Origin of the sequence: Pseudodesulfovibrio cashew, assembly GCF_009762795.1 — a bacterium.
GTDB classification, from domain to species: Bacteria; Desulfobacterota; Desulfovibrionia; order Desulfovibrionales; family Desulfovibrionaceae; genus Pseudodesulfovibrio; species Pseudodesulfovibrio cashew.
Map to the genome: position 1 here is coordinate 2354963 of NZ_CP046400.1, position 21330 is coordinate 2376292.

Genomic DNA, 21330 nt, shown 5'->3' on the forward strand with positions numbered 1-21330 from the left:
CGGGACGGCGTTACGCTGCCGCAGCCTCCCTGGCCTTTCGGTATGCGGCGATGTCATCCACCGTGCAGACCGGCATGCCGTGTTTGTCGGCAAAGGCAACTATTTCCGGCAGGCGGGCCATGGTGCCGTCCGGGTTGGTCAACTCGCAAAGCACGCCGCACGGCTCAAGGCCGGCCAGACGCGCCATATCCACGGTGGCCTCGGTGTGCCCGCCGCGCTCCAGCACGCCGCCGGAGCGGGCGCGCAGGGGAAAGACGTGCCCCGGCGAAGCGATGTCGGACGGTTTGGCGTCGCCGGCGATGGCCGCCTTGACCGTGCGCACACGGTCGGCCGCGGACACGCCCGTGGTTACGCCCTTTGCCGCCTCGATGGAGACCGTGAAGGCGGTCTGGTACTGGGAGCGGTTTTCCTCGACCATCATGGGCAGGCCCAGGGCGCGGACCTTGTCGTCCGTCAGGCAGAGGCAGACAATGCCGCTGCACTCGCGGATGAGCAGAGCCATTTGTTCGTCGCTGAGGGTTTCCGCCGCGAAGATGAGGTCGCCCTCGTTTTCGCGGTCTTCGTTGTCGGTGACCAGGATGCCCCGGCCCTCTCGAAGGGCCGTAAGCGCGTTTTCGACCCGCTCAAGCGAGGAGCCGAACCGATTGAGTAGAGAAGACTGATTCATGTGCATCTCCCTATGGGAAAATGGTGAATCAGGGCGTGGGAAAAGGACAGCCGCCTGCCCGCATGAGCGCGCGCAGGGATGACGACGGGCCGCGCGTCGGGCGCACGTCCGCTGTGGAACTGTCTTATTCTCTTTCATCCGGACTGTTACCGTCGGCCCCGGAATCACACCGGGTCTGCTGACCCTCTCCACCCGGAGAGGCGCTCGCGGGCTTTCTGGCGAACCAGATCACCGCCGGTGGGGACTTCCACCCCGCCCTGAGAACAAGTGCGGCGATAATGGCCCAGGTGTTCAGGTATGTCAATGCGGGAAGACGCGCCTTGCGGCTGCTCCTGTTTCGTTGGGGGGGGCTATGCTACGGGCAGGGTGAAGCGGAAAATGCTGCCCCGTCCCGGTTCCGATTCGACTTGGATGGCGCCGCCGTAGTGTTCGACAATCTCGCGGCAGATGGCCAGCCCCAGGCCTGTGCCGAAGGGCTTGCCCGACTCGGTCCAGTCCGCTTGGCTTTGATAGAAGTCTTCGAAAATTTTGCTGATATCCTCAGGGGATATGCCGCTTCCTGTATCTTCCACAGTGAATTCCATAACGCCTTCCCCGGTGTCGCGAACAGAAAGGCGCACGCTGCCTCCCTCCGTGAACTTGGCAGCGTTTTCGAGAAGATGCGTCAGCACCTGGTGGATGCGATCCCGGTCCACATGGACATGGGGCAGGGCGGGAGGCACATCCACCGTGAAGGCGACGTCCGGCATTTTCATGAAGACAGGATTGAACAGCGTTTCGGCATGGCGGGCGATTTCTCCGGGGGGCACGTCCTCATCATGCCACTCCACGCAATTCGTCTGAATTCTGCTCAGGTCGAGCAGTTTGTCGATGAGGTACTTCAGGCGAGCCGTCTCCTGGTTGACGACCTGGTAATTGCCCAGGTGCTTGCCCAGCCTCTCCTGGAGGTTCTCGACGGGTTGGAGGTAGGGCAGGAAATGCGTTTTGAAGGTCCGCTCCATGATCTTGATGAAGCCGATGATGGCCGTGAGCGGCGTCCTCAACTCATGGGAGGTGGAGGAAAGGAACCGGGACTTGGCCCTGTCCAGGCTTTGGAGTTCCTTGTTGGCCTCCTCCAGATCCGCCGTGCGCTCGGCAACCTTGCGCTCCAGTTGAGTGTTGGCAAGGTAGAGTGCCTGCTTGTCCTCGTTTATGACGCGGAGCATGGAGTTGACCGACTCGCCGAGTTGAGCGATCTCGTCGTTGCCGTTGACGGGCACCTGCGTCCGCTCCTCGTTGAGCAGGTCGATGTCCCTTACCTGGCGGTTGAGTCGTTCCACCTTGGAGATGACCATGTATTGGAGGATGATGAACACGAGTGCGCTGAAGGCAACCAGCACGCCGATGATCAGGTATGCGTTGTATAAGGCTACGGACTTTCCGTGCTTGGAAATCTTCCTCTCCTGGGTAACTCTGAAGATGACGCACGGCTTCCTGAAAATGTCTTTTTCCACGGTGTATCCGGTAATGGTGTCCTCGTCGCGGACCTGGATGAACACTCCGTTATCGCTTTGTATGTCTGCCGTGTGATCCGGTCCCGTGCTGTCCGGCGTTTGTGTCACGGCATGGATGGTCACGTTCAGTTCCAGCCGCTCGGAGGCCGATTCAGCCGCGGAATCAGTCAGCAGACGGCCCATGACGAGAGTGCCTCTGGACGGTCCCTCGCCGTTGGAGGTCAGGATCGGCCTGGCCGCGAACAGCAACGGTCCCCTGACCAGAGTTATCAGGCCGCCTTTGCCCTCGCTATCGGGGAGTGGAGGAATGTCTTTGCCCATCACCGTGTTTTGAAAGTCCGCGAGGAGATCGGCCATGTCGTTGCCCTCGCCGTCCAGAGCACGTCCGTAGATTACTTCTCCTCTGGCGTTCGCGATCAGGATGAGGTTGAGGTGCTGATCGGTGAAGGTGTCTTCCGGCAGGTTGGAATCAACATACTCCTGATTGTGGTCCTCGATGAAGGCATAGGTGTCGTCCCATGAAGCCCAGTCCCAGACAAAGGCGTCCAGGATGGCCTGTTCCTTCAGAAGATCGTTATGCGCCCGGTGGGCGTCGGCTATCACCAACTCCCGCTCCAGTTCGTCAAATCCGCTTTTGACAGCAAAGTTGGTGGCCAAATATTCGGCGGCCATGGCTACTATGGAAAGCAGCAGGATGGCGGAAAGAGTTACTTTGCGTATCTTCATGAGTGTATCTTGACCCGGATGAGCGGCTAATGACCATTATACTTTATCTATTGGGATGATGCACCTTTTAATTTGAGCATCCTGTCCAATACGGATTCCATGCGTGCGGATAGCGTTCCCCGCTTGCCGCTCTCCCGAAAAAGGGGTAAGCGAATTTCCCATGCATGAAATGTCCATAGTTCAATCCATCCTCGGGATTTTACGCGAGGAAATGGTCAAGCACGACGGCAAGCGGCTCAAGAAGGTGGTCATCAGAAACGGCGCGTTGGCCGGTGTGGTGACAGAGTCGCTCCAGTTTGCCTGGGAAGCACTGACACCCGGGGGCGAGTTCGACGGGGCCGCCCTGGAGGTTGTCGAGATTCCCATCAGGGTGAAATGCGGCGATTGCGGCGAAGAGTTTTCGCCGGAGCACACTCGGTGCATGCCGTGTCCCAAGTGCGAGCAATTGCTTGGCCATACGGTGCTTGAGGGGAAGGAGATGCTCATCGATTCGATAGAAATCGACGATGAGTAGCAACATATTTCGTAGGAGAAACAGATGTCTCAGGAAGTCACCATCGTACGCAACGTTCTGGAAGCCAACGACCGCCTCGCGGAGGAATTGAGGGTCACGTTCAAGGAGAAGAAGATCCTCTGCCTGAATCTGATGAGTTCCCCCGGCGCGGGCAAGACCACCCTGCTGGAGCGGACTCTGACCGACCTCAAGGACGAATTCAAGATGGCGGTTATCGAGGGAGATCTCCAGACCGACAACGACGCCCAGCGCGTGGCCGCCACCGGCGCCCAGGCCGTGCAGGTCAACACCGAGGGCGGCTGTCACCTGGATTCCGGCATGGTTCTGGATTCACTCAAGGCTCTGGACCTGGAAGGCGTGGACATCCTTTTCGTGGAGAACGTGGGCAACCTTGTCTGCCCGGCCGAGTTCGAGGTGGGCGAGGACTACAAGGTTACGCTTCTGTCCGTGGCCGAGGGCGATGACAAGCCCGAGAAATATCCCCTCATGTTCCACATCTCCGCAGTCATGCTGCTGAACAAGATCGACCTGCTTCCCTACGTGGACTTCGATCTGGACAAGGCCTCGGCCCATGCCACCAAGCTGAACAAGGACATCGAGGTCATGCCCATTTCCGCCCGCACCGGCGAGAACATGGAGACCTGGTACGCCTGGCTGCGCGAGAAACGCGCGGAAAAGCTGTAATCCTTTCCAGCCGAGTTATCTCAATCGCCCGCTTGCCTTCCGGCAAGTGGGCGTTTTTTTCGCCCATGGGAGAATTTGCCGCCTGATTGGCCGATTTTATCATTGGCATCTGGTCCTGCCGGACGTATAGGAAACCATGCCGTTTCCCAAAAATCTGCCTCTTGAGGACATCTTTGCGTCCATCGCCGACGGGCTGTTCACCGTGGACACCGAGTGGAACGTCACGTTTTTCAACGAGTCTGCCGAGCGGATCACCGGGCTATCCTCGGAGGAGGCGCTGGGGCGCAAGTGCTGGGACGTGTTCCGTTCCAGTCTGTGTGATGGCCAGTGCGCGGTGCGCCAGTGCGTCCTTGAGGGGGGGCGGATTTCCAACAAGTCCATCTTCATCATCAAGTCCGACGGCACCAAGCTGCCCGTGTCAATCTCCGCCGCGCCCCTGCGCAACGCCAGGGGGGAGGTCGTGGGCGGTGTGGAGACCTTTAGGGATCTTTCCGAGCTGCACATCATGCGCAAGAAGGTCGAGGCGCTCTATGAGTTCGAGGATATCGTGGGCCATAGTTCGGCCCTGGAAAAGGTGCTCAAGATCGTGCCCCAGGTGGCGTCCAGCGAGGCAACGGTGCTGCTGCTGGGCCAGTCCGGGACGGGCAAGGAACTGTTTGCACGGGCCATCCATAACCTGAGCCCGCGCAGGGACAAGCCCTTTGTGGCCGTGAACTGCGGGGCACTTCCAGACACGCTGCTGGAGTCGGAGCTCTTTGGCTACAAGGCCGGTGCGTTCACCGATGCGCGCGTGGACAAGCCTGGGCGCATCGAGATGGCCGAGGGCGGCACAGTCTTTCTGGATGAGATAGGCGACCTGCCAGGACATCTTCAAGTCAAGCTCCTGCGCTTTCTCCAGGAACGGACTTTCGAACCCCTGGGCGGGCTGGCTCCGGTCAAGTCCGATGTGCGGGTAGTGGCCGCCACCAATCGGAATCTCAAGCAGCGCGTGGCCGACGGCCTCTTTCGAGAGGATCTCTATTACCGGCTCAACGTGGTTACCCTGCACCTGCCGAGCCTCATCGAGCGGCGTGAGGACATCCCCCTGCTGGTGGATCACTTCGTGGAGCAGTTCAACGCCCTGCAGGGGAAGGCCATCCGGGGCGCTAGCGAGGATGTGCTCCACGTCCTCCTGAACCATGATTTCCCTGGCAACGTGCGCGAACTGGAGAACATCGTCGAGTTCGCCTTCATCCTCTGTCAGTCGGGTTTCATCCAGTTGGAGCATCTGCCGGAATACCTGCAGCCCCGGTCGGGAGAAGTCGATTCCGAAGGCGGGTTGTACGGGACCATGGACGAGATCAAGTGTCGGGCCGCACGTACCGCCCTCAACCGAAACGGCGGCAAGCGCATGGTCACCTGCCGCGAACTGGGGATTTCCAAGGACACCCTGCGTCGCCTTTTAGCTCATAGTTCAGAGGGCGAATAATTCGCCCAAATCCTTTGTTTTGGACTTCTTTTACGCCCTCTTTCTTCTCGTTTGTTTCTATAACATATTGTAATCGTAGTATTTACTTTTTTGGCATGCTCCATGCTTTATGTGACTCAATGGCACGGGTCCTGACGCAGTGGAGCGACAATGACGAATGAGACGACAACACTGCTCTGTCTGGCATGTTACGGGACCCGCCTGGCTTCTGTCTGCGAAAACGCGGACGAATACAAGCTGTTTGAAATACGTGAATCCAAATTTTACCCCGCAGGCCTCCTATCCCTTCCCTCAAAGGACCCTATGGACAGGACATCCGCCATATTGGCTTGCGGGGTATCTTTTTTGCTTTGTGGCGCGATCTGCGACGAGACCAGGAGGCGCCTTGAGCAGGGCCGCGTGATGGTCTTCCCCTGGTTGACGGGCACTGTGGAGCAGGCCCTCGACGCCTTCCGGGGCAACTCCTTTGCCCCGCTTGCCATGCCGGGCTGCCGCGACCGCTTCCGACGCAAGGGGGCCGGGCGGGGCAGGCGACCCGGACAGGGGAACATCTGGGCCGATCGCGTCATTTGACATTTCTTGTTTGATGAGTATTTCTCTGAGACCGTCCGCCGGAATCCGTCGGGCGGTCGTTGCATGACAAATCCGGCGGCCCGCCGCCTTCCATACTTAGGAGTACAGTTATGAGTGAATGTTCAGGATGTCCCTCCGCCTCTCCCGACGGCGGTTGTTCCAGCGCCACCGGTTGCGATCAACAGCCGGTTGACGACAAGCTCAACAAGACCCTGGGCCGCATCAAGCACAAGATCGTGGTCATGTCCGGCAAGGGCGGGGTTGGCAAGTCCACCGTGGCGGCCAACATCGCGGTGGCCCTTTCCCTGGCCGGCAAGAAGGTCGGCCTGCTGGACGTAGACGTGCACGGTCCCTCCATTCCGCGCCTGCTTTCCCTCAAGGGTCAGACCCCGCACATGGGCGTGGACGTCATGGAGCCGGTGCCGTGGAGCAAGAATCTTTCGGTCATGTCCCTCGGCTTTCTGCTGGAAGACGACCGCCAGGCCGTCATCTGGCGCGGTCCGGTCAAGATGGGCCTGATCAAGCAGTTCGTCGAGGACGTCATGTGGGGCGATCTTGATTACCTGATCGTGGACTGCCCTCCGGGCACCGGTGACGAGCCGCTCTCCACGCTCCAGACCCTCGGCCCCACGGCCATGGCAGTTGTCGTGACCACCCCCCAGGGCGTGGCCATCGACGACGTACGGCGCTCCCTCTCCTTCGTGGGCGAGGTGGGCAACCGGGTGCTCGGCCTGGTCGAGAACATGTCCGGCTTTGCCTGCCCCGACTGCGGCGCGGTGCACAATATCTTCAACTCCGGCGGTGGCGAGGACCTGGCCAAGGAAGCGGGCGTCCGGTTCCTGGGTCGCATCCCCATGGACCCGGCGGTTGCCCGCTCCGGCGACGAAGGTTTCCCGTTCGTGAAGGTGAGCGAGGACTCGGCCACAGGGCAGGCCATGAAGGCGATCATCGATCCCATGCTCAATCTGCCCGATCCGCCGAAAATGGCGTAATTCGATATGCAGAGGGCTCCCGGTTCACACCGGGAGCCCTTTTTCCTTTTCACAAGGAGTTTTCATGCCTCAGGAACAAAAGGATATCCCCGCCGTTCTCGCCGACATTGTCCGGCAGCTTTCCGCACACTACGGGTTGTGGCTGGCCGAAGCCGTGCACCAGTTGGGGCTGGAAGGGGCGCTGGACGCCGAGGCAGAGGCCGGGGACCGGCTCTTTGCCATCCTGTCCGGCAAGTTGGAAAGGGCGCTCGGCAAAGAGGCGGGCGGCCTTCTGGCGGACGTGGACCCTGAGGTGCTGGAAAAGCTGGCCCAGGCACTGCGGACGGCGTGGCTGGCTACGGACGGAGTCTGGTTTCAGGCCGTGGAAAAGCAGGCGGGCATGGATGCGGCCAAGCGGGTCAACGACACCTGCTGGGCCCGTTTTGCGCCCCTTGAGGCCCGACGGGCCAAGGCGCGGCTTGGGCTTTCGGGCGAAAAGCCCATCGAAGACCTCAAGGCGGTCCTGGCCGAACGGATGTACGGCCATCTCAATCAGTGGGAGTTTGCCGAGGAGACCCTCACGTCACTGGTGTTTCGTATGACCGATTGTCGGGTGCAGACCGCTCGCAAGCGGCGCGGCCTGGCCGATTATCCGTGTAAATCCGGTGGCACCACCGAGTACACCGGCCTGGCCCGCGAGGTGGATCGCCGCCTCCGGTGCGAATGCGTGGCCTGCCCGCCGGACGAGCACCCCGAGGAATGGGCCTGCGCATGGCGCTTCACCCTGGTAGGGGACATCTAGCGGACTTCCTGCAGATAGTTCGCCGCCTCCTTGTGTTGTCGCCATTGGGCTATGCCCAGCGGGGTCAGCCCCCGCTGGTCGACGGCAGCCGTGGAGGCGCCGTGTTCCACCAGTAAGCGACAGCCCGCCACATCCCCGTTGCCGGCGGCGGTATGCAGGGGCGTCTCCCCTTTGAGCGAAGCGGCGTTGACGTTCGCTCCGTAACGGAGGAGCAGTGCGCAGACCTCGATCTGTCTGTTCTCCGTGGCAAGAAGAAGCGGCGTTCGTCCCCACCCGTCCGGGGAGTCGGCATCGGCCCCGTTGGCCAACAGGATCCGGATGAGTTCCAGGCTGTGGTGGACCCGGTAGAGGCGAACGGCGTGCAGCAAGGCGGTCGCGCCGCAATCGTCCTGAATGTCGGGCGTGGCTCCGGCGTCCAGGAGCGCCTGGACCATGCGCAGTCCGCATCCGGTGTTCCGGTGAAAAGAGAGGATCGCGTCGTGCAGCGGAGTCCGCTTGTTGCGGTCACGGATGTCCGGGTCGGCGCCATGCGCCAGCAGCCGCCGGACCTGGACCAGATTGCCGGTGTTCACGGCCCGCTCCAGGTCGGAGGCATGCACGGCACGGGCCGGGCTTGCCAGAAATACGGAAAGGAGTGCAAACGACGCAACGAAGTGCCGAAACGTCATGGTCATTCTCCATGGTTTCGGAAGCAACTGGAGCAGGCTTGACTATACACTCCTCTTCCTGCCGAAAGTCAAGCATACTTCCGGGCAGTTTTCTTCTCCTCTTCCCCGACCCGGAAAAAATGACTATCTTTCTCCCATGTCAAAACAAATGAAATATTTTCTCAGTCTGGCGAGCCTGATCGTCGTCGGCTCGTTCCTGGCCTTCCTGTATAATTGCATTGACGGACTGGCCCTGTTTTCGGCCCGCATTGATCCCGCTCTGGAACCGTGGGTGTTCTGGATATTGTTCGCCGCCGTAGCCGGGATACTCGGCTGGTTCGCGGCGGTGGCTTTGGTCCGGCCCAAGCCGATGCTGGTCTATGCCGATCCCACCGAGGCGGACCTGATTCGCTTTCGTCGGGAGTTGCTCGCGCGCCTCAAGCGCAATCGTCACCTGCGTGATGCCGAAGTGGTCATCAACGACGAAAACGACCTTGCTACCGGGCTGGCCGTGCTCAAGGTGCAGGCCAACGAGGAGATCAGGGCCACGGGCAAGCGGATTTTCATCACAACAGCCATTTCCCAGAATGGGCGGCTTGATACCCTGGTGGTCCTTTTTCTCATTACTCGCCTCACCTGGCGGTTGGCCAAGCTTTACAACCAGCGTCCACACTACCGGGAGATGCTCAACCTGCTGGCCAATGTAGGTGCCACCGCCGTCATTGCCGGGAGCATCGAGGAGCTCGGCATCGAAGAGCATGTGGCTGAACTGATGGGGCCTCTGGCGGGCGGCTCGGCCATCGGCGCGGTGCCTGGTGCCCAGGCCATCGCCGGGACCATTACCCAGTCGGTGCTGACCGGTTCCACCAACTGCCTGCTCGCTTTGCGCTGCGGCGTGGTGGCGCGCAACTATCTTGCCCTCGACCTGGACGCCAAGGGAGCCATGCGCCGCAATGCCACGGCGGAGGCTTCCCGCATGTTCGTGACCATGTCCGCCGAGACTGTGACCTACGTGACCAAAGCCCTGGTCCGGGGCGCGTCCGGCGCGGTGCGCTCCGGTTCGGCCAAGGCGGTCCGCACCGTGGGCAAGACTGTCTCCGGCACGGCGCAGTCCGTGGGCGAGGGCGCAAGGAAGGTCGGCGATGCGGCCAAATCCACTGCGCAAAGCGCGGGGCGCGGCGTGAAGGGGGCGGCGGATGCCGTCGGGCAGGGTGCCAAAAAGGTCGGTGATCTCACCCGTTCGACTGCGGATACCGTGTCGCGTGGAGTGAAGGATGCGGCCGGTGCCGTCGGCGATACTTCGAAAAAGACGGCCCGAAGCGTGGGTAAAGGTGTCAAAGACGCGGTAGAGAGCGTTGGGCAAGGGGCCAAAAAAGTCGGCGGCACCACCCGATCTGCTGCTGATACTGTTTCACGCGGAGTGAAAGAGACTGCCAGCGCTGTGGGCGGCACCTCCAGGCAGGCGGCTCGGAAAGCGGGTGAGACAGTCAAGGATGCGGCTTCGACAGTGAGTGGCGGCGTGAAAAAGGCCGGGCAATCCGTGAAAGACGCTGCCGACTCCGTGACGCGCAACGTGCGGGACACGGCTTCGGGCGTCAAGGGAACGGCCAAGCGGCTTTCGGAGAAGGCTGTGGAAAATGTGCGTACTTCGCGCGGTAAACTCCTGCACAAGGTGCGAGGCGCATCAGAACAGTCTGAAGATATTAAGGATAAGGCGGACAGTGTGTCCGATGAACCCGTGTCCGATGAATCCGTGTCTGAAGCGAAATCCGGCGTTCGCAAGGTGCTGGGCCGATTCAAGGCGTTTCGCCGCAAGAAATAGCCGGGGCTCCAAAAACGAGAAAGCCTCCGTGAGGAGGCTGTTGTTTTCTCGTGTGCAAAAAAAGGAAGATGCTTTCTTATTAGCACACGGCGTGCCAACTGGTCTGTGGATTGGGAATTAAATTTTATAGTCAAGTTTTACGGATGGTTATTGTATTGGCGAAAGAGGGCGGTCAGAGTGGTGCGATGTGCCTTGGGGTACAAAATTTTCTACTTCCTCTTCTCCGCCCAGGTGGAGGACAAAAATTTTGAACCGGATGAAGAGTTGTTTTCGGCAATAAAAAAACGGCTGCTCCAGGCAGCCGTTTTTATTTTGTGTCTATGAGCTGACGTGTCGTCTCTGTCTGCTCGGGTTGTAAAGACTGTCCTTACGCCTTGTCCATGGCCCGCTTGAAGGCGTCCTTGGCGCGCAGGATCACGTCTTCGCCCACACAGAAGGCGAGGCGGAAGTAGCCGGGGCTGCCGAAGCCGGTGCCGGGCACGGCCAGAATCTTCTCCTCCTGGAGGGTTGCGCAGAACTTGATGTCATCGCCGCCCGGCGCTTCCGGGAAGAAGTAGAATGCGCCCTTGGGCATGGTGTACTTGTACCCGGCGTTGTCCAGCACCTCGGCCATGGCCTTGCGGCGGCGGTCGTAGATGGACACGTCCACCGAACTGCCCAGGGCCTTGCCGAGCAGCTTCTGGGCCAGGGCAGGGGCGTTGACAAAGCCGAGGATGCGGTTGGCCATGATGATCGCGCCCATGAGTTTCTCCTTGCCCTCGATGGCCGGATTCACGCAGGCGTATCCAACGCGCTCACCCGCCAGGGACAGGTTTTTGGAGAAAGACGAGCAGACGATGGAGTAAGTGTAGACGTCGAGCAGGCTCGGTACTTCCGCTCCGTCAAAGGCCAGGAAGCGGTAGGGCTCGTCGGCCAGGATGTAGATGGGTCGCTCCCGCTTGGCGTTGTGCTTGTTCAGGATGGCGGCCAGTCCGTCCAGTTCCTCGCGTGAGTAGATGGCGCCCGAGGGGTTGTTGGGCGAGTTGATGATGATCACCCGTGTCTTGTCGGTGATGGCCGCGTCGATGCCCTCCAGGTCCAGTTCGAAGGTCAGCGGCTTGGACGGCACCGGCTTCAGGGTCGCGCCGTGGTTTTCGGCATAGAATCCGTACTCCACAAAGAACGGGGCCGGGGTGAGCACTTCGTCGCCCGGATTCAGCACCGCGCGGAAGACTGAGTTCAGTGCGCCTGCCGCGCCACAGGTGATGACCAGGCTGTCAGCCGGAATGGACACGCCCTGTTCCTTGGAGACCTCTTCGGCGAGGCGTTCGCGAACCGCCGGATACCCGAAGTTGGGCATGTAGCCCAGAAAAAACGGCTGATCCGCCTGGTCCGCCAGCTCGGCCAGCGCTTTCTTCACCGTGGCGGGCGGCGGCAGGTCCGGGTTGCCCAGGCTGAAGTCGTGGACGTTCTCTTCTCCAAATTCCTTTTTCAGCTTGATGCCTTCTTCGAACATCTTGCGAATCCAGGAAGCCTTGTCCATATATCCGTTCATTTGTGACGAAATCAGTTCCATTAAAATAACTCCTTACTGGTAGATTCAATCGCCAAGCCTACGCCAAACCCTTTTCCCGCGCAATGGGTGATGCCTCTGGCGGCTGGGGGAAGGGAAGGGGAGAACCCATTGAGAAGGGTTTTCCCCTTCCCTTCCCCCAGGCCTCCATCCCATCATTTTCCCGAAACTTTTTTGGCTCGCTTCGCTTTGGAGTGGAGACATTTGGAGGGAGGGCATTGTCCACCTATTAAGGATGTAGCTTGTTTTGTTGGCGGAGCAGGGGCGAGCGGACAGGCTTCCCTTATTAGAAAATAGGGCACAGTTTTAGCTGCCACAAGGACTCGGGCGAAGCGAGTTATGCGGGTTCGGGGCCGCGTCCTGGCAGGTCCAGGACGGAGTCCTGGTCCCGCCGAAGGCGACGTCGGCAGGCTCTGGGGAGCAGCCGCCTGACAGGGTTACCGGGCCGCGCCCTGCCAGATGTAGTAGAAGCCTGCCTTGGGCGGCAGGAGCATGTCTGCATCCACGCCGAGGAGATTCATTTTTTCCGGGTCGGCGCTGGTCATGGGGTTGTAAGGGTTGTCGTCGGGATAGGTGTCCCGCCGGTAGGCCACGACCTGGGAATCCTTGGGCAGCCCGGCGAGCTGGCGGGCCTTGGCAAAGCCGTCCTGAATGTAGCCGATCTGGTCGATGAGCCCGACCTTGAGCGCCTGGTTGGCGGTGAACACGCGGGCGGTTCCGACCAGCTCCAGATTGGCGGACGAAAGCTTGCGGTGCTGCTGAACGAGGTTGACGAAGCGCGTGGCGTAGTCATCGATGATGTCCTGAAAGAGGGCGGTCTCCTCGGGAGTGGTCGGGCGGAAGGGCGAGCCCATGTCCTTGTCCCTTCCGGACTTGGAGACCTCCACGTCCACGCCGATCTTGCCCATCAGGCCGCTGAGCTTGGGCCGCATGAAGATCACGCCCACAGAGCCGGTGATGGTGGTCGGGTGGGCCACGATCCAGTCCGCGGGCAGGGAGGCGTAGTAACCGCCCGAGGCGGCCACATCGAACATGACCACCACGACCTTCTTGCCGGTGCGCTGCTTGAAGGCGGTGATCTCGTGATAGAGGATGTCCGAGGCCGTGACCGTGCCGCCGGGGGAGTCCACGGCCAGGACAACGCCTTTGACCGCCTCGTCCTCTTCGGCCAGACGCAGCGCGCTGACCAGTTCCTGCACCTGGCTCGGTGTGGGGCGGAGCAACCCTTCCTTGGGCTGGGACACGAGCATGCCCTGAAGGTGTATCAGGGCGAGTTTGCCTTCGCCGGTTCCTTCGACCACGAACTCCTTGAGCGGTTCCGTGGTGGGGGCGGCAAATATTTTGATCTTGGGCGCACAGCTGGGAAGAAGCAGGACGCACAGGGCCAGGGCAAAAAAGAGACGAAGACGCATGGGACCTCCGGGATTGGTTGGCTAATGGGGGCAGGGTACGCGAGGCGTGGGTTTTTTTGAAGGGAAAAGGGACATCGGCGCGGGTTCGCGCCTTGGGCTTATCAGCGTTTGTTCTTCGTGGGGATGCCCGCCAGGCCGAGGTGGCGGTAGATACTGGGAACGCTCAGGCCCGAGAGGCGGCTGGCCCGGGCGATGTCGAAGTCGCAGATGTCCATGAGCTGTTGGAAATAGGCCTGGTCGCGCATGGCCTTGTAGTCCTGGTAGGACTGGATGGGGCCGTCAGTGGCCTGCGGCGTCCGTGGGGGTTGGCGTTTGGGCTTTGCCTGGTCAAGGTAGGAAACGCGGATATGTCCTGGCAGGTGCTTTGGGTAGATGGTCGGCTCCTTGCCTGCGGCGATGACCGCCGCCTCCATGACGTGTCCCAGTTCGCGCACGTTGCCGGGCCAGGCGTAGGCCGTGATGATCCTGGCGATCTGTTTGGAGAAGCCTTTTGCGGGCAGCCGGTATCGGTCGCAGGCCTTGCGGGCGAAGTGCTCGGCCAGGAGCATGACGTCCTCGCCGCGCGCAGATAGCGGGGGGAGCTGAATTTCCAGGGTGCGGAGGCGGAAGAGGAGGTCGCTGCGGAAAGTCCCGGCCCGGGTCATGGCCTCCAGGTCGCGGTTGGTGGCGGCCACAAGGCGGAAGTCGCTGCCCTGTTCCCTGGCCGATCCCACCGGGCGGAAGCGGTGCTCCTGGAGCACGCGCAGAAAGGATTTTTGCAGAGAGGGCGGGAGTTCGCCGATTTCGTCCAGGAACAGGGTGCCGCCGTCGGCTTCGGCCACCAGACCCCGGTGGTCGGAGTGCGCCCCGGTGAAGGCGCCCTTGACGTGCCCGTAGAGTACGCTCTCCAGCAGGCTCTCGGTCAGGTTGGAGCAGTCCACCACCACGAAGGCGTTGTTGTGGCGGGTGCTGTTGTTATGAATGGCTTGGGCGGTCAGTTCCTTGCCCACGCCGGTTTCGCCCAGGATGAGGACGCTGGCTTCGCTTTCGGCGGCCCGGGCCATGAGTCCCTTGGCTCGCTCCATGGCAGGGGAATCGCCGATGAGCCCGCCGTCGTCGAAGGCGCGGGGCGGTTCATAGGCCGCGCTCTTATCCCGCCGGTAGCCCAGGGCGCTTTCCAGGGATTTCCTGAGGGTGGTCGGAGTCGCCGGTTTCTGAATGTAGTCCCAGGCTCCACTGGTCAGGGTCTCCTGCGCGCCGAAGTTGTCCTTGAGGCCGGTCAGGACGATGACCTCCGGGTTGCCGGGGGCCGCGCAGAGGGTGTTGATGGCGGTCCGTCCGTCCCCGTCCGGCAGGCTGAGGTCCAGGTAGACCACGTCCATGCCCTCGGTGGCCCGGCGGATGCCCGAGGCGAGCCCTTCCGCCGTGGCCACTTCGTGTCCCTGGTCGGTGAAACAGCGCGAGAGGGAGCTGCGGATGAGCTCGTCGTCGTCGATGATCAGGATGCGGGCCATTCTTCCTTCCTAGGCGCAGTAACGGGCTACGTTTTCCACCAGCATGCGCGGTGACATGGGTTTCATGACGAATCCGGCCACGCCGATTTCTCCGGCCTGAACCTCAAGGCTGGGGGCCACATGTCCGGTGCAGATGACGATCTTGGCCTCCCCGTCGTTTTCCAGAATGCGGGAGGCCATCTCCATGCCGGTCATGCCCGGCATGGACTGGTCGGTGAGCACCAGGTCGAACAGCCCCCTGGCGCGGAAATATTCCTTGAGTCCCTCGGCCCCGTTGTCCGCCGTGAAGACCTCGTACCCGGCGTCACGCAGCACCCGCTGCATGGCCTGGAGCGCTCCGGAGTCGTCGTCCACCAGGAGCAGACGGCCTGTGGCGCGCGAGGACGGGCGGGCCTCTTCGGTCAGCGTCTTGGTCTCCGGCGTTTCGCAGCAGGGAAAATAGACGGTGAAAGTGGTGCCTTTGCCCGGAGTGGAGTCCACATGGATGGACCCGCCGTTGCAGCTTGCGATGGCGTGAACAACGGCCAGTCCCATGCCGGTCCCGCCGCTTTTTTTCTTGCTGGTATAGAAGGGTTCGAAAATTCGCTCGGTGATGCCGGGGTCGATGCCGTGGCCGGTGTCGGAGACCGTCACCACCACGTGGTCGCCCAACCGCAGGCCGGAGTGGGGGGCGTTTTTTTGCGATTCCAGGTGGAGGTTGTCCAGGCGGACCGACAGGGTGCCGCCGTTCGGCATGGCCTGGACAGCGTTGCGGCAGAGGTTGAGCAGGATCTGCTGGATCTGGGCCGGGTTTGCCAGGACCCTGTCCCGCTCGGCGAGACAGTCCACCTCCAATGAGACGTGTTCCGGCAGCGACGCCTGGAGCAGAGCCAGGTTTTCCTTGGCCAGGGGGGCCAGGTGCAGTGGAGAGCGTGTGACCTCCTGTTGGCGGCTGTACTCCAGGACCTGCTCCACCAGGTCCGCCGCCTTGTACGCGGCCTTGAGCGCCTCGGCCAGTGGGGTGTCCATCTCGCTGCCCGACATCTTTCCCAGGGCGTAATCTATATTGAAGATGATCGGGACCAGGTTGTTGTTCAGGTCGTGGGCGATGCCGCCGGCCAGCACGCCGATGGCCCGCATCTTCTGGGCCTGAAACAGCTCCCGCTCAACGCGTTTGAGCTCGGTGATGTCCACACCCAGCTCCATGACCAGGGGCTCGCCGTATTCGTCCTCGAAGGGGTAGTCGTAGATGCGGAAGGTTCGCCCGGCCTCGTCGGTGAACTGCCAGTCCACGGGCTCCCCCGTGTCGAAGACCCGGAAGGTGGGGCAGTGCGGGCAGGGATCGCTTCGCCCACCGAACACCTCGTAGCATTTGCGCCCGTTGGTTTCCCCATAGAAGGCCAGGGTCTTCTTGTTGGCGTAGGCCACGGAGTAGTCGCGCCGCTGCATGTACACGAACACGGGCAGCTCGTTGATGACGTCGAAAAAGACCTTGCGGTCATGGGCCCGGCGCATCTCGATCTGGCGGCGCAGCATACGTTCCTCGCGCAGGGCCTTTTCCAGTGGTGTCGTATCCGGCAGGGCTATCTCCACCATGACTTGCCCCTGTTCCCGCAGGGGAATGATGCGGCATTCCTTCGGGATCTCGGAGGGTGCGGCGTGGATCGGAAAGTCGAATTCCGTTGCCGTCTCGCTTACTTCCTTGAGTGCCATGTCCAGCGCCGACAGCAGGTAGGCGGGCAGAGGCAGGTCATCCAGTCGCCTTCCCTCGGCAAAGGGAGCGTCGGGCGGCAACAGGCGGCTGAAAGCGTTGTTGGCGTAGAGAACCATGGCGCTGTCATCCAACAGGGCCAGGGCGTTCCGACAGCCTTGGGCATAGGATCTGAAAAGAGATGGCATATTGCTTTGCTGATGAATTTACAAATTTCTACATTTATTGATCATTAGTGAGGTTACTCCAAGGAGATTGAATTGGCAAATTCTGAATAATGCACAATAATATACTGTAAATATTAATTAAATATGCAAACTAAAGGCAAGGAGTTGATTCTATTATTTAATAAAATAATTCTTAAATATAATAAATAAGAAGGCGATTAGGCCGGAATTGGTTGATAGGAGTACACAGAATAATTTTATATTATATTAAAATAAAAGCATTTTTTGTGATTTGGTCATGTGTGGCACGGCGATTGTAGATAGGGGCTGATGACATTGATGAAAAACGTTCCGTCTGATCGGGGCGTGTGATGGTCACCGAATGACAAAACATGGGGAATGTACCGATGAGCCTGCCGCAAATACCCTCAATCGACAGCATCAAGAAACAAATTCGCGATAACGACATCCATTTCGTCCGTTTTGAGCAAGCGGACCTGTATGGTGTGTCCCGAAGCAAGACCGTTCCGGTCGGCTGCTTCATGGACTACATCGAAAACGGACTGAACTTCTATGGCGGCCTGCTCGGCCTCGACATCCAGTCCATGGTCCCCTCCGGGACCGGGTACGCGGAAGAGGTTCAGTACGAAGACCACTGCACCGTGCCGGATCTTTCGACCTTCAAGGTCCTGCCCTGGGTGCCCAACACCGCAAACATCACCGTCGATCCCTACTGGTACGACGGACGCCCGGCCATGGCCTCGCCGCGCCTGCTGCTTAAGAAGATAATCGATGAGTTCGATTCCATGGGCTACATCTGCCGCCTGGGCTACGAGTTCGAGTTCTATGTGTTGGACAAGGAGACAAAGAAGCCGGTTTACGACGGCCAGCCCATTTTCGTCACCCTGAAGAACAACTTCGACATCGAGTACACCTACGACCTGATGCGCAAGATGGACCAGGCCGGGGTGCGGATCATCACCCAGAACTCCGAGCACGGACCGGGTCAGCAGGAGATCAATCTCTACTATCAGGATGGTCTGGCCGCCGCCGACACCGCCTTCCTCTACAAGATGGGCGCCAAGGAGATTTCCCTCCAGCACGGCTACATCGCCACCTGGCTGACCAAGCCGTTCATCAACTCCAGCGCGTCCGGCTCCCATTTTCACATCTCCCTCATCGACAAGAAGACCGGGAAGAACGCCTTCAACGACCCCGATGCCGAATACGGCCTGTCCGACCTGGCCAAGAATTTCCTGGCCGGCCTGCTCAAGCACGCCAAGGCCAACACGATTTTCACGGCGCCGACTGTCAACTGCTACAAGCGCTATCGGGTCAACTCCTTTGCCCCGCATACCGCCACCTGGGGCATGGAGAACCGCACCGTGGGAATCCGCCTGAAGGGCTGCCGCGGCGAGGCCACTCATTTCGAGAACCGGCTGGCATGCGGCGGGGCTAACCCCTACCTGCTGGCCCTGTCCACCCTGGCTGCCGGGCTGGAGGGCATCAAGTCTCAGCCGGACCTTGCCGCGCCCGTGGAGGACATCGCCTACGAACGCGACGACCTGCCCCGCCTGCCGTTCACCCTGGACGAGGCTATCGAAGCCTTCGAGGCGGACACCGATCTGCACTCCGTGCTCGACCCCGAGTTCATCAAGCTGGTCCTGGCCGTGAAGAAATTCGAGGTGGAGACCGCCAAGGCCCAGTTCAAGGACTATGGCACCCCCGCCTTCAACGACCGCGTCGATCCGTGGGAGTGGGACTACTACATGGAACTGATTTAGGCACGGTACCTCCGAGCCGGGAAGGGGGCGGGAGCTTGGCTGCCGTCTCCTTCCCGCACGAGTTCACGCAAGGATACAAGAACATGAGCACCATTCCAGTTATTCAGCTGTCCGGCACCTCCTATGAGATGGGCCGCATTCACGGCGAGGCCCTCGCGGACCAGATTGCCGAGTTCGTTGCTACCGTCACCGAGGTGCATCAGGCCAACAACGCCTCCCTCAGGGTGGCCAAGGACGCGCTGGAAACCTTCTGCAACAAGAATCTGGGCTTTCTGGAGAAGTTTTCCCCGGAGCTGGTCGAGGAGATGCGCGGCATCGCCGATGGTGCCGGGGTTTCCTTCAAGGAAATCCTCTACCTCAATTCCTTTTTGGAACTTGAGGATCTGCGCGCTCCCGGCGTGGGGGCGAAGGTCCTGCCCGACTCCCTGTGGGGCTGCACCACTTTCAACGTCACCCCCGAAGCCGGGGAAGGCGGACGCGCCTACATCGGACAGACCTACGACATGGAGAAGTACTACGAAAAATTTCTCTGCCTGCTGCGCATCGCGCCCGAGAACGGCCCGGCGGCGCTCGTTATCTCCTTTGCGGGCATCGTCGGGCTGGTCGGCCTGAACACCGCAGGCGTGGGTGCGGTGATCAACAAAGTTACGGCCACCGACGCCCGCCCCGGCGTGATCTATCCCTTCATCATGCGCAAGGCCCTCGGCTCTGAACGCATCGGTGACGCACTGGGCGCGGCTATCTTTTCGCCCCGCGCCTCGGGCATCAACTACCAGTTTGCCGGAAGCGGGGTCGCCTTCTGCGCCGAGACCTCCGCGACCTATTACCAACTGCTGGAGATCGACGGGGCCATTGCCCACACCAACCACTTCGTGGGGCGGGACATGCGCGGCTTCGAGACGCCCAACTGGCTGAGCCACGGCGGGTCCATGGTCCGCAAGCAGGTGGCCGACAAGTTTTTGAAGAGCAACGCCGGGTCGTTGAATCCGGAGAAGCTCAAGGAGTTGACCCGCGACCACACCAACCACCCCCGTTGCATCTGCGCGCACGGATTTCCGGGCGAGGACCCGAAGACCGCCTTTCACACCGTGTTCGCGGTGATCATGGATCCGGAGGCCGGGTGGATGGAGCTGTGCAAGGGCAACCCCTGCGAAAACGGATATGAGCGCCACTGCCTCTAGTGGCGGCTGAGATACAGGGTAGCTTGTTGAAATTTTAAACAATTTAATACGAGAGGTGAGAGATGAAAACCAAGGACAACATGGTTGAGAAAACCCTGAAAGAGTACGATGCCGGCGGGCTGACCCGCCGCTCCTTCCTGAAGCGCATGGGCGCGCTGGGCGTTGCCGCTGCCGTGGCCAACGCCGTGGCCATCTCGCCCCTGGGCGCTCTGGAGGCCTGGGCCTCCATTCAGGGCCCCGAGGAGCGTGCCTGGGAACTGGCCAAGGTCGCTGCGGCCAAGGCCAAGAAGAAGACCCTGACCCTGCTCATTCCCACCGGTTCCATCGGCAACATGACCCCCTACGTGGACAAGTGGAAAAACGAGCTGGGCATCACCCTCGAGTTCATTGAGGAGCCCGACGAGGTCATCCACACCAAGGGCATGCAGGAAGCCGTGGCCAAGACCGGCCGCTACGACGTGATGATGCCCACCGCCATGTCCTACCCGGACTGGATCGACTCCGGCGTCATCTACGACCTGACCGACTGGACCGAGAAGTACGATCCCGAGCTGTTCAACAAGGACTACGGCGTTGTCTTCCCGGCCAGCCACCATGCCCAGCTTTACAACGGGCGCGTGGCCGGTCTGCTCAACGACGGCGACCAGATCACCCTGCTGTGCCGCAAGGATTATCTTGAGGATTCCGCCAAGGCCAAGGCCTTCGAGGACAAGTTCGGCCGCAAGCTCGCCGTTCCCGACACCTGGAAGGAATACTATGAGCTCGCCTCCTTCATGCATGACCCGGCCAACGGTTTTTACGGCTCTCTGGAGTACCGCTCCCCGTATTACGTCAAGTGGATGTTCATGCAGCGGCTCGTGTCCAAGGGCATGCTCTATTTCGACGGCGAGATGAACCCGACCTTCAACTCCGACGAAGGCGTCGAGGCCCTGGAAGACATGCTCGCCATGAACGAGTTCCTGCACCCGGACGCCTTCTCCTTCACCTGGTCCTCCAACTACAACGCCTTCGGTCGCGGCGAAGGTTTCATGAACATCGTCTGGCCCTCGGGCTTCAAGTACTCCAAAGCCCCGTCCACCGGTCCGGCCACCACCGGCAACATCGCCGCCACGGTCATGCCCGCCGACTATACCAAGGACGGCACCAAGATCTACGCGGGCCTGTTCTGCTGGGGTTACGGCTACGCGGTCTCCAAGTACTCCGAGAATCCGGAGCTCTCCTACGCCTACGCGCAGTGGATGACCTCCCCGACCATCGGCGCGGACGCCATCCCGTACCTGGGCGGCTACTCCGATCCGTACCGCGTCAACCATATGCTCAAGCCCACCAAGCGGCTGCTGGACACCTACTCCCCCGAGTACCTCCAGACCCTGTACGATAACATGGTCAACACCGTGCCCGACTTCTGCCTGCCCGGCGGCTTCGAGTACCAGGACGCCCTGGACAAGGAAGTGCATGCCTGCATGACCGGCTCCAAGAAGCCCAAGGAGGCGCTGGACCGCGCCGCGCACAAGTTCGAGCGCATCACACGCCGCATCGGCAAGGATAAGGTCAAGAAGTCCTGGCTGTCCCTGGCCAAGAACCTGGCCGAGCCCATCAAGAAGGCCACCGGCGCCGATCAGTGGAAATAACCTACGCATAACCAACCTGAGCCGGTCCGGGGCGGACGCCCCGGACCGGCGGG

Annotated in this window: 17 protein-coding genes and 1 riboswitch; of the genes, 10 read left to right on the forward strand and 7 right to left on the reverse strand. The window is 60.8% G+C overall.

Annotation, left to right across the window (positions count from 1 at the left end; all coding sequences use genetic code 11):
* Positions 1-10: 10 nt before the first annotated feature.
* Both ribB and GM415_RS10515 read right to left on the reverse strand, forming a co-directional pair.
* The gene (gene ribB / locus GM415_RS10510) at positions 11-667 is read right to left on the reverse strand and encodes a 3,4-dihydroxy-2-butanone-4-phosphate synthase (protein WP_158947930.1); all 657 of its coding nucleotides are present in this window, start codon (positions 665-667) and stop codon (positions 11-13) included.
* A gap of 122 nt (positions 668-789) precedes the next feature.
* A riboswitch (FMN riboswitch) is annotated at positions 790-936 on the reverse strand.
* A gap of 81 nt (positions 937-1017) precedes the next feature.
* Positions 1018-2886, reverse strand: coding sequence for a sensor histidine kinase (locus tag GM415_RS10515; protein ID WP_158947932.1), 1869 nt, complete (start codon positions 2884-2886; stop codon positions 1018-1020).
* 160 nt (positions 2887-3046) lie between these two features.
* Here GM415_RS10515 and GM415_RS10520 point away from each other — a divergent pair, with 160 nt between their 5' ends.
* From GM415_RS10520 to GM415_RS10545, 6 genes are all read left to right on the forward strand, one after another.
* Positions 3047-3400, forward strand: coding sequence for a hydrogenase maturation nickel metallochaperone HypA/HybF (locus tag GM415_RS10520; protein WP_199244288.1), 354 nt, complete (start codon positions 3047-3049; stop codon positions 3398-3400).
* A gap of 24 nt (positions 3401-3424) precedes the next feature.
* Positions 3425-4084 carry a hydrogenase nickel incorporation protein HypB gene (hypB, locus tag GM415_RS10525; RefSeq protein WP_158947936.1) on the forward strand — a complete coding sequence of 220 codons (660 nt, stop codon included), beginning with the start codon at positions 3425-3427 and terminating at the stop codon, positions 4082-4084.
* A gap of 136 nt (positions 4085-4220) precedes the next feature.
* On the forward strand, positions 4221-5552 hold the full coding sequence (locus tag GM415_RS10530; protein WP_158947938.1) for a sigma-54 interaction domain-containing protein: 1332 nt from the start codon (positions 4221-4223) through the stop codon (positions 5550-5552).
* A 399-nt stretch (positions 5553-5951) separates the two neighbouring features.
* A complete protein-coding gene (locus GM415_RS18085; RefSeq protein WP_242012225.1) occupies positions 5952-6125 on the forward strand; it encodes a hypothetical protein in 174 nt (57 codons plus the stop codon).
* 110 nt (positions 6126-6235) lie between these two features.
* The gene (locus GM415_RS10540) at positions 6236-7117 is read left to right on the forward strand and encodes an Mrp/NBP35 family ATP-binding protein (protein ID WP_158947942.1); all 882 of its coding nucleotides are present in this window, start codon (positions 6236-6238) and stop codon (positions 7115-7117) included.
* Positions 7118-7181: 64 nt separating this feature from the next.
* Positions 7182-7898: a DUF6125 family protein gene (locus GM415_RS10545; RefSeq protein WP_158947944.1), complete on the forward strand. Its 717-nt coding sequence runs from the start codon at positions 7182-7184 to the stop codon at positions 7896-7898.
* Here the strand turns inward: GM415_RS10545 and GM415_RS10550 are convergent.
* Entirely contained in the window at positions 7895-8566 is a 672-nt protein-coding gene (locus GM415_RS10550; RefSeq protein ID WP_158947946.1) for an ankyrin repeat domain-containing protein, read from the reverse strand. The two genes, GM415_RS10545 and GM415_RS10550, sit on opposite strands and share 4 nt — an antisense overlap.
* A 148-nt stretch (positions 8567-8714) precedes the next feature.
* Here GM415_RS10550 and GM415_RS10555 point away from each other — a divergent pair, with 148 nt between their 5' ends.
* On the forward strand, positions 8715-10367 hold the full coding sequence (locus GM415_RS10555; RefSeq protein ID WP_242012226.1) for a DUF697 domain-containing protein: 1653 nt from the start codon (positions 8715-8717) through the stop codon (positions 10365-10367).
* 367 nt (positions 10368-10734) lie between these two features.
* On the opposite strand, the gene GM415_RS10560 is transcribed toward GM415_RS10555, so the two are convergent.
* From GM415_RS10560 to GM415_RS10575, 4 genes are all read right to left on the reverse strand, one after another.
* Positions 10735-11922, reverse strand: a complete 1188-nt coding sequence (locus GM415_RS10560) for a pyridoxal phosphate-dependent aminotransferase (RefSeq protein WP_158947950.1) — start codon at positions 11920-11922, stop codon at positions 10735-10737.
* A gap of 434 nt (positions 11923-12356) precedes the next feature.
* Positions 12357-13331, reverse strand: coding sequence for a signal peptide peptidase SppA (sppA, locus tag GM415_RS10565; RefSeq protein ID WP_158947952.1), 975 nt, complete (start codon positions 13329-13331; stop codon positions 12357-12359).
* 101 nt (positions 13332-13432) lie between these two features.
* On the reverse strand, positions 13433-14824 hold the full coding sequence (locus tag GM415_RS10570; RefSeq protein ID WP_158947954.1) for a sigma-54-dependent transcriptional regulator: 1392 nt from the start codon (positions 14822-14824) through the stop codon (positions 13433-13435).
* Positions 14825-14833: 9 nt separating this feature from the next.
* Positions 14834-16702: a hybrid sensor histidine kinase/response regulator gene (locus tag GM415_RS10575; protein ID WP_158947956.1), complete on the reverse strand. Its 1869-nt coding sequence runs from the start codon at positions 16700-16702 to the stop codon at positions 14834-14836.
* Positions 16703-17088: 386 nt separating this feature from the next.
* Here GM415_RS10575 and GM415_RS10580 point away from each other — a divergent pair, with 386 nt between their 5' ends.
* The 3 genes from GM415_RS10580 to GM415_RS10590 all read left to right on the forward strand — a co-directional run bounded on the left by GM415_RS10580 (position 17089) and on the right by GM415_RS10590 (position 21277).
* Positions 17089-18465 carry a glutamine synthetase family protein gene (locus GM415_RS10580; RefSeq protein ID WP_158947958.1) on the forward strand — a complete coding sequence of 459 codons (1377 nt, stop codon included), beginning with the start codon at positions 17089-17091 and terminating at the stop codon, positions 18463-18465.
* An 83-nt stretch (positions 18466-18548) separates the two neighbouring features.
* Positions 18549-19646, forward strand: coding sequence for a C45 family autoproteolytic acyltransferase/hydrolase (locus GM415_RS10585; RefSeq protein ID WP_158947960.1), 1098 nt, complete (start codon positions 18549-18551; stop codon positions 19644-19646).
* Positions 19647-19708: 62 nt separating this feature from the next.
* Positions 19709-21277 (forward strand): ABC transporter substrate-binding protein, encoded by a 1569-nt coding sequence (locus tag GM415_RS10590; RefSeq protein ID WP_158947962.1) that lies wholly within the window; start codon positions 19709-19711, stop codon positions 21275-21277.
* The last annotated feature ends 53 nt before the right edge of the window (positions 21278-21330 follow it).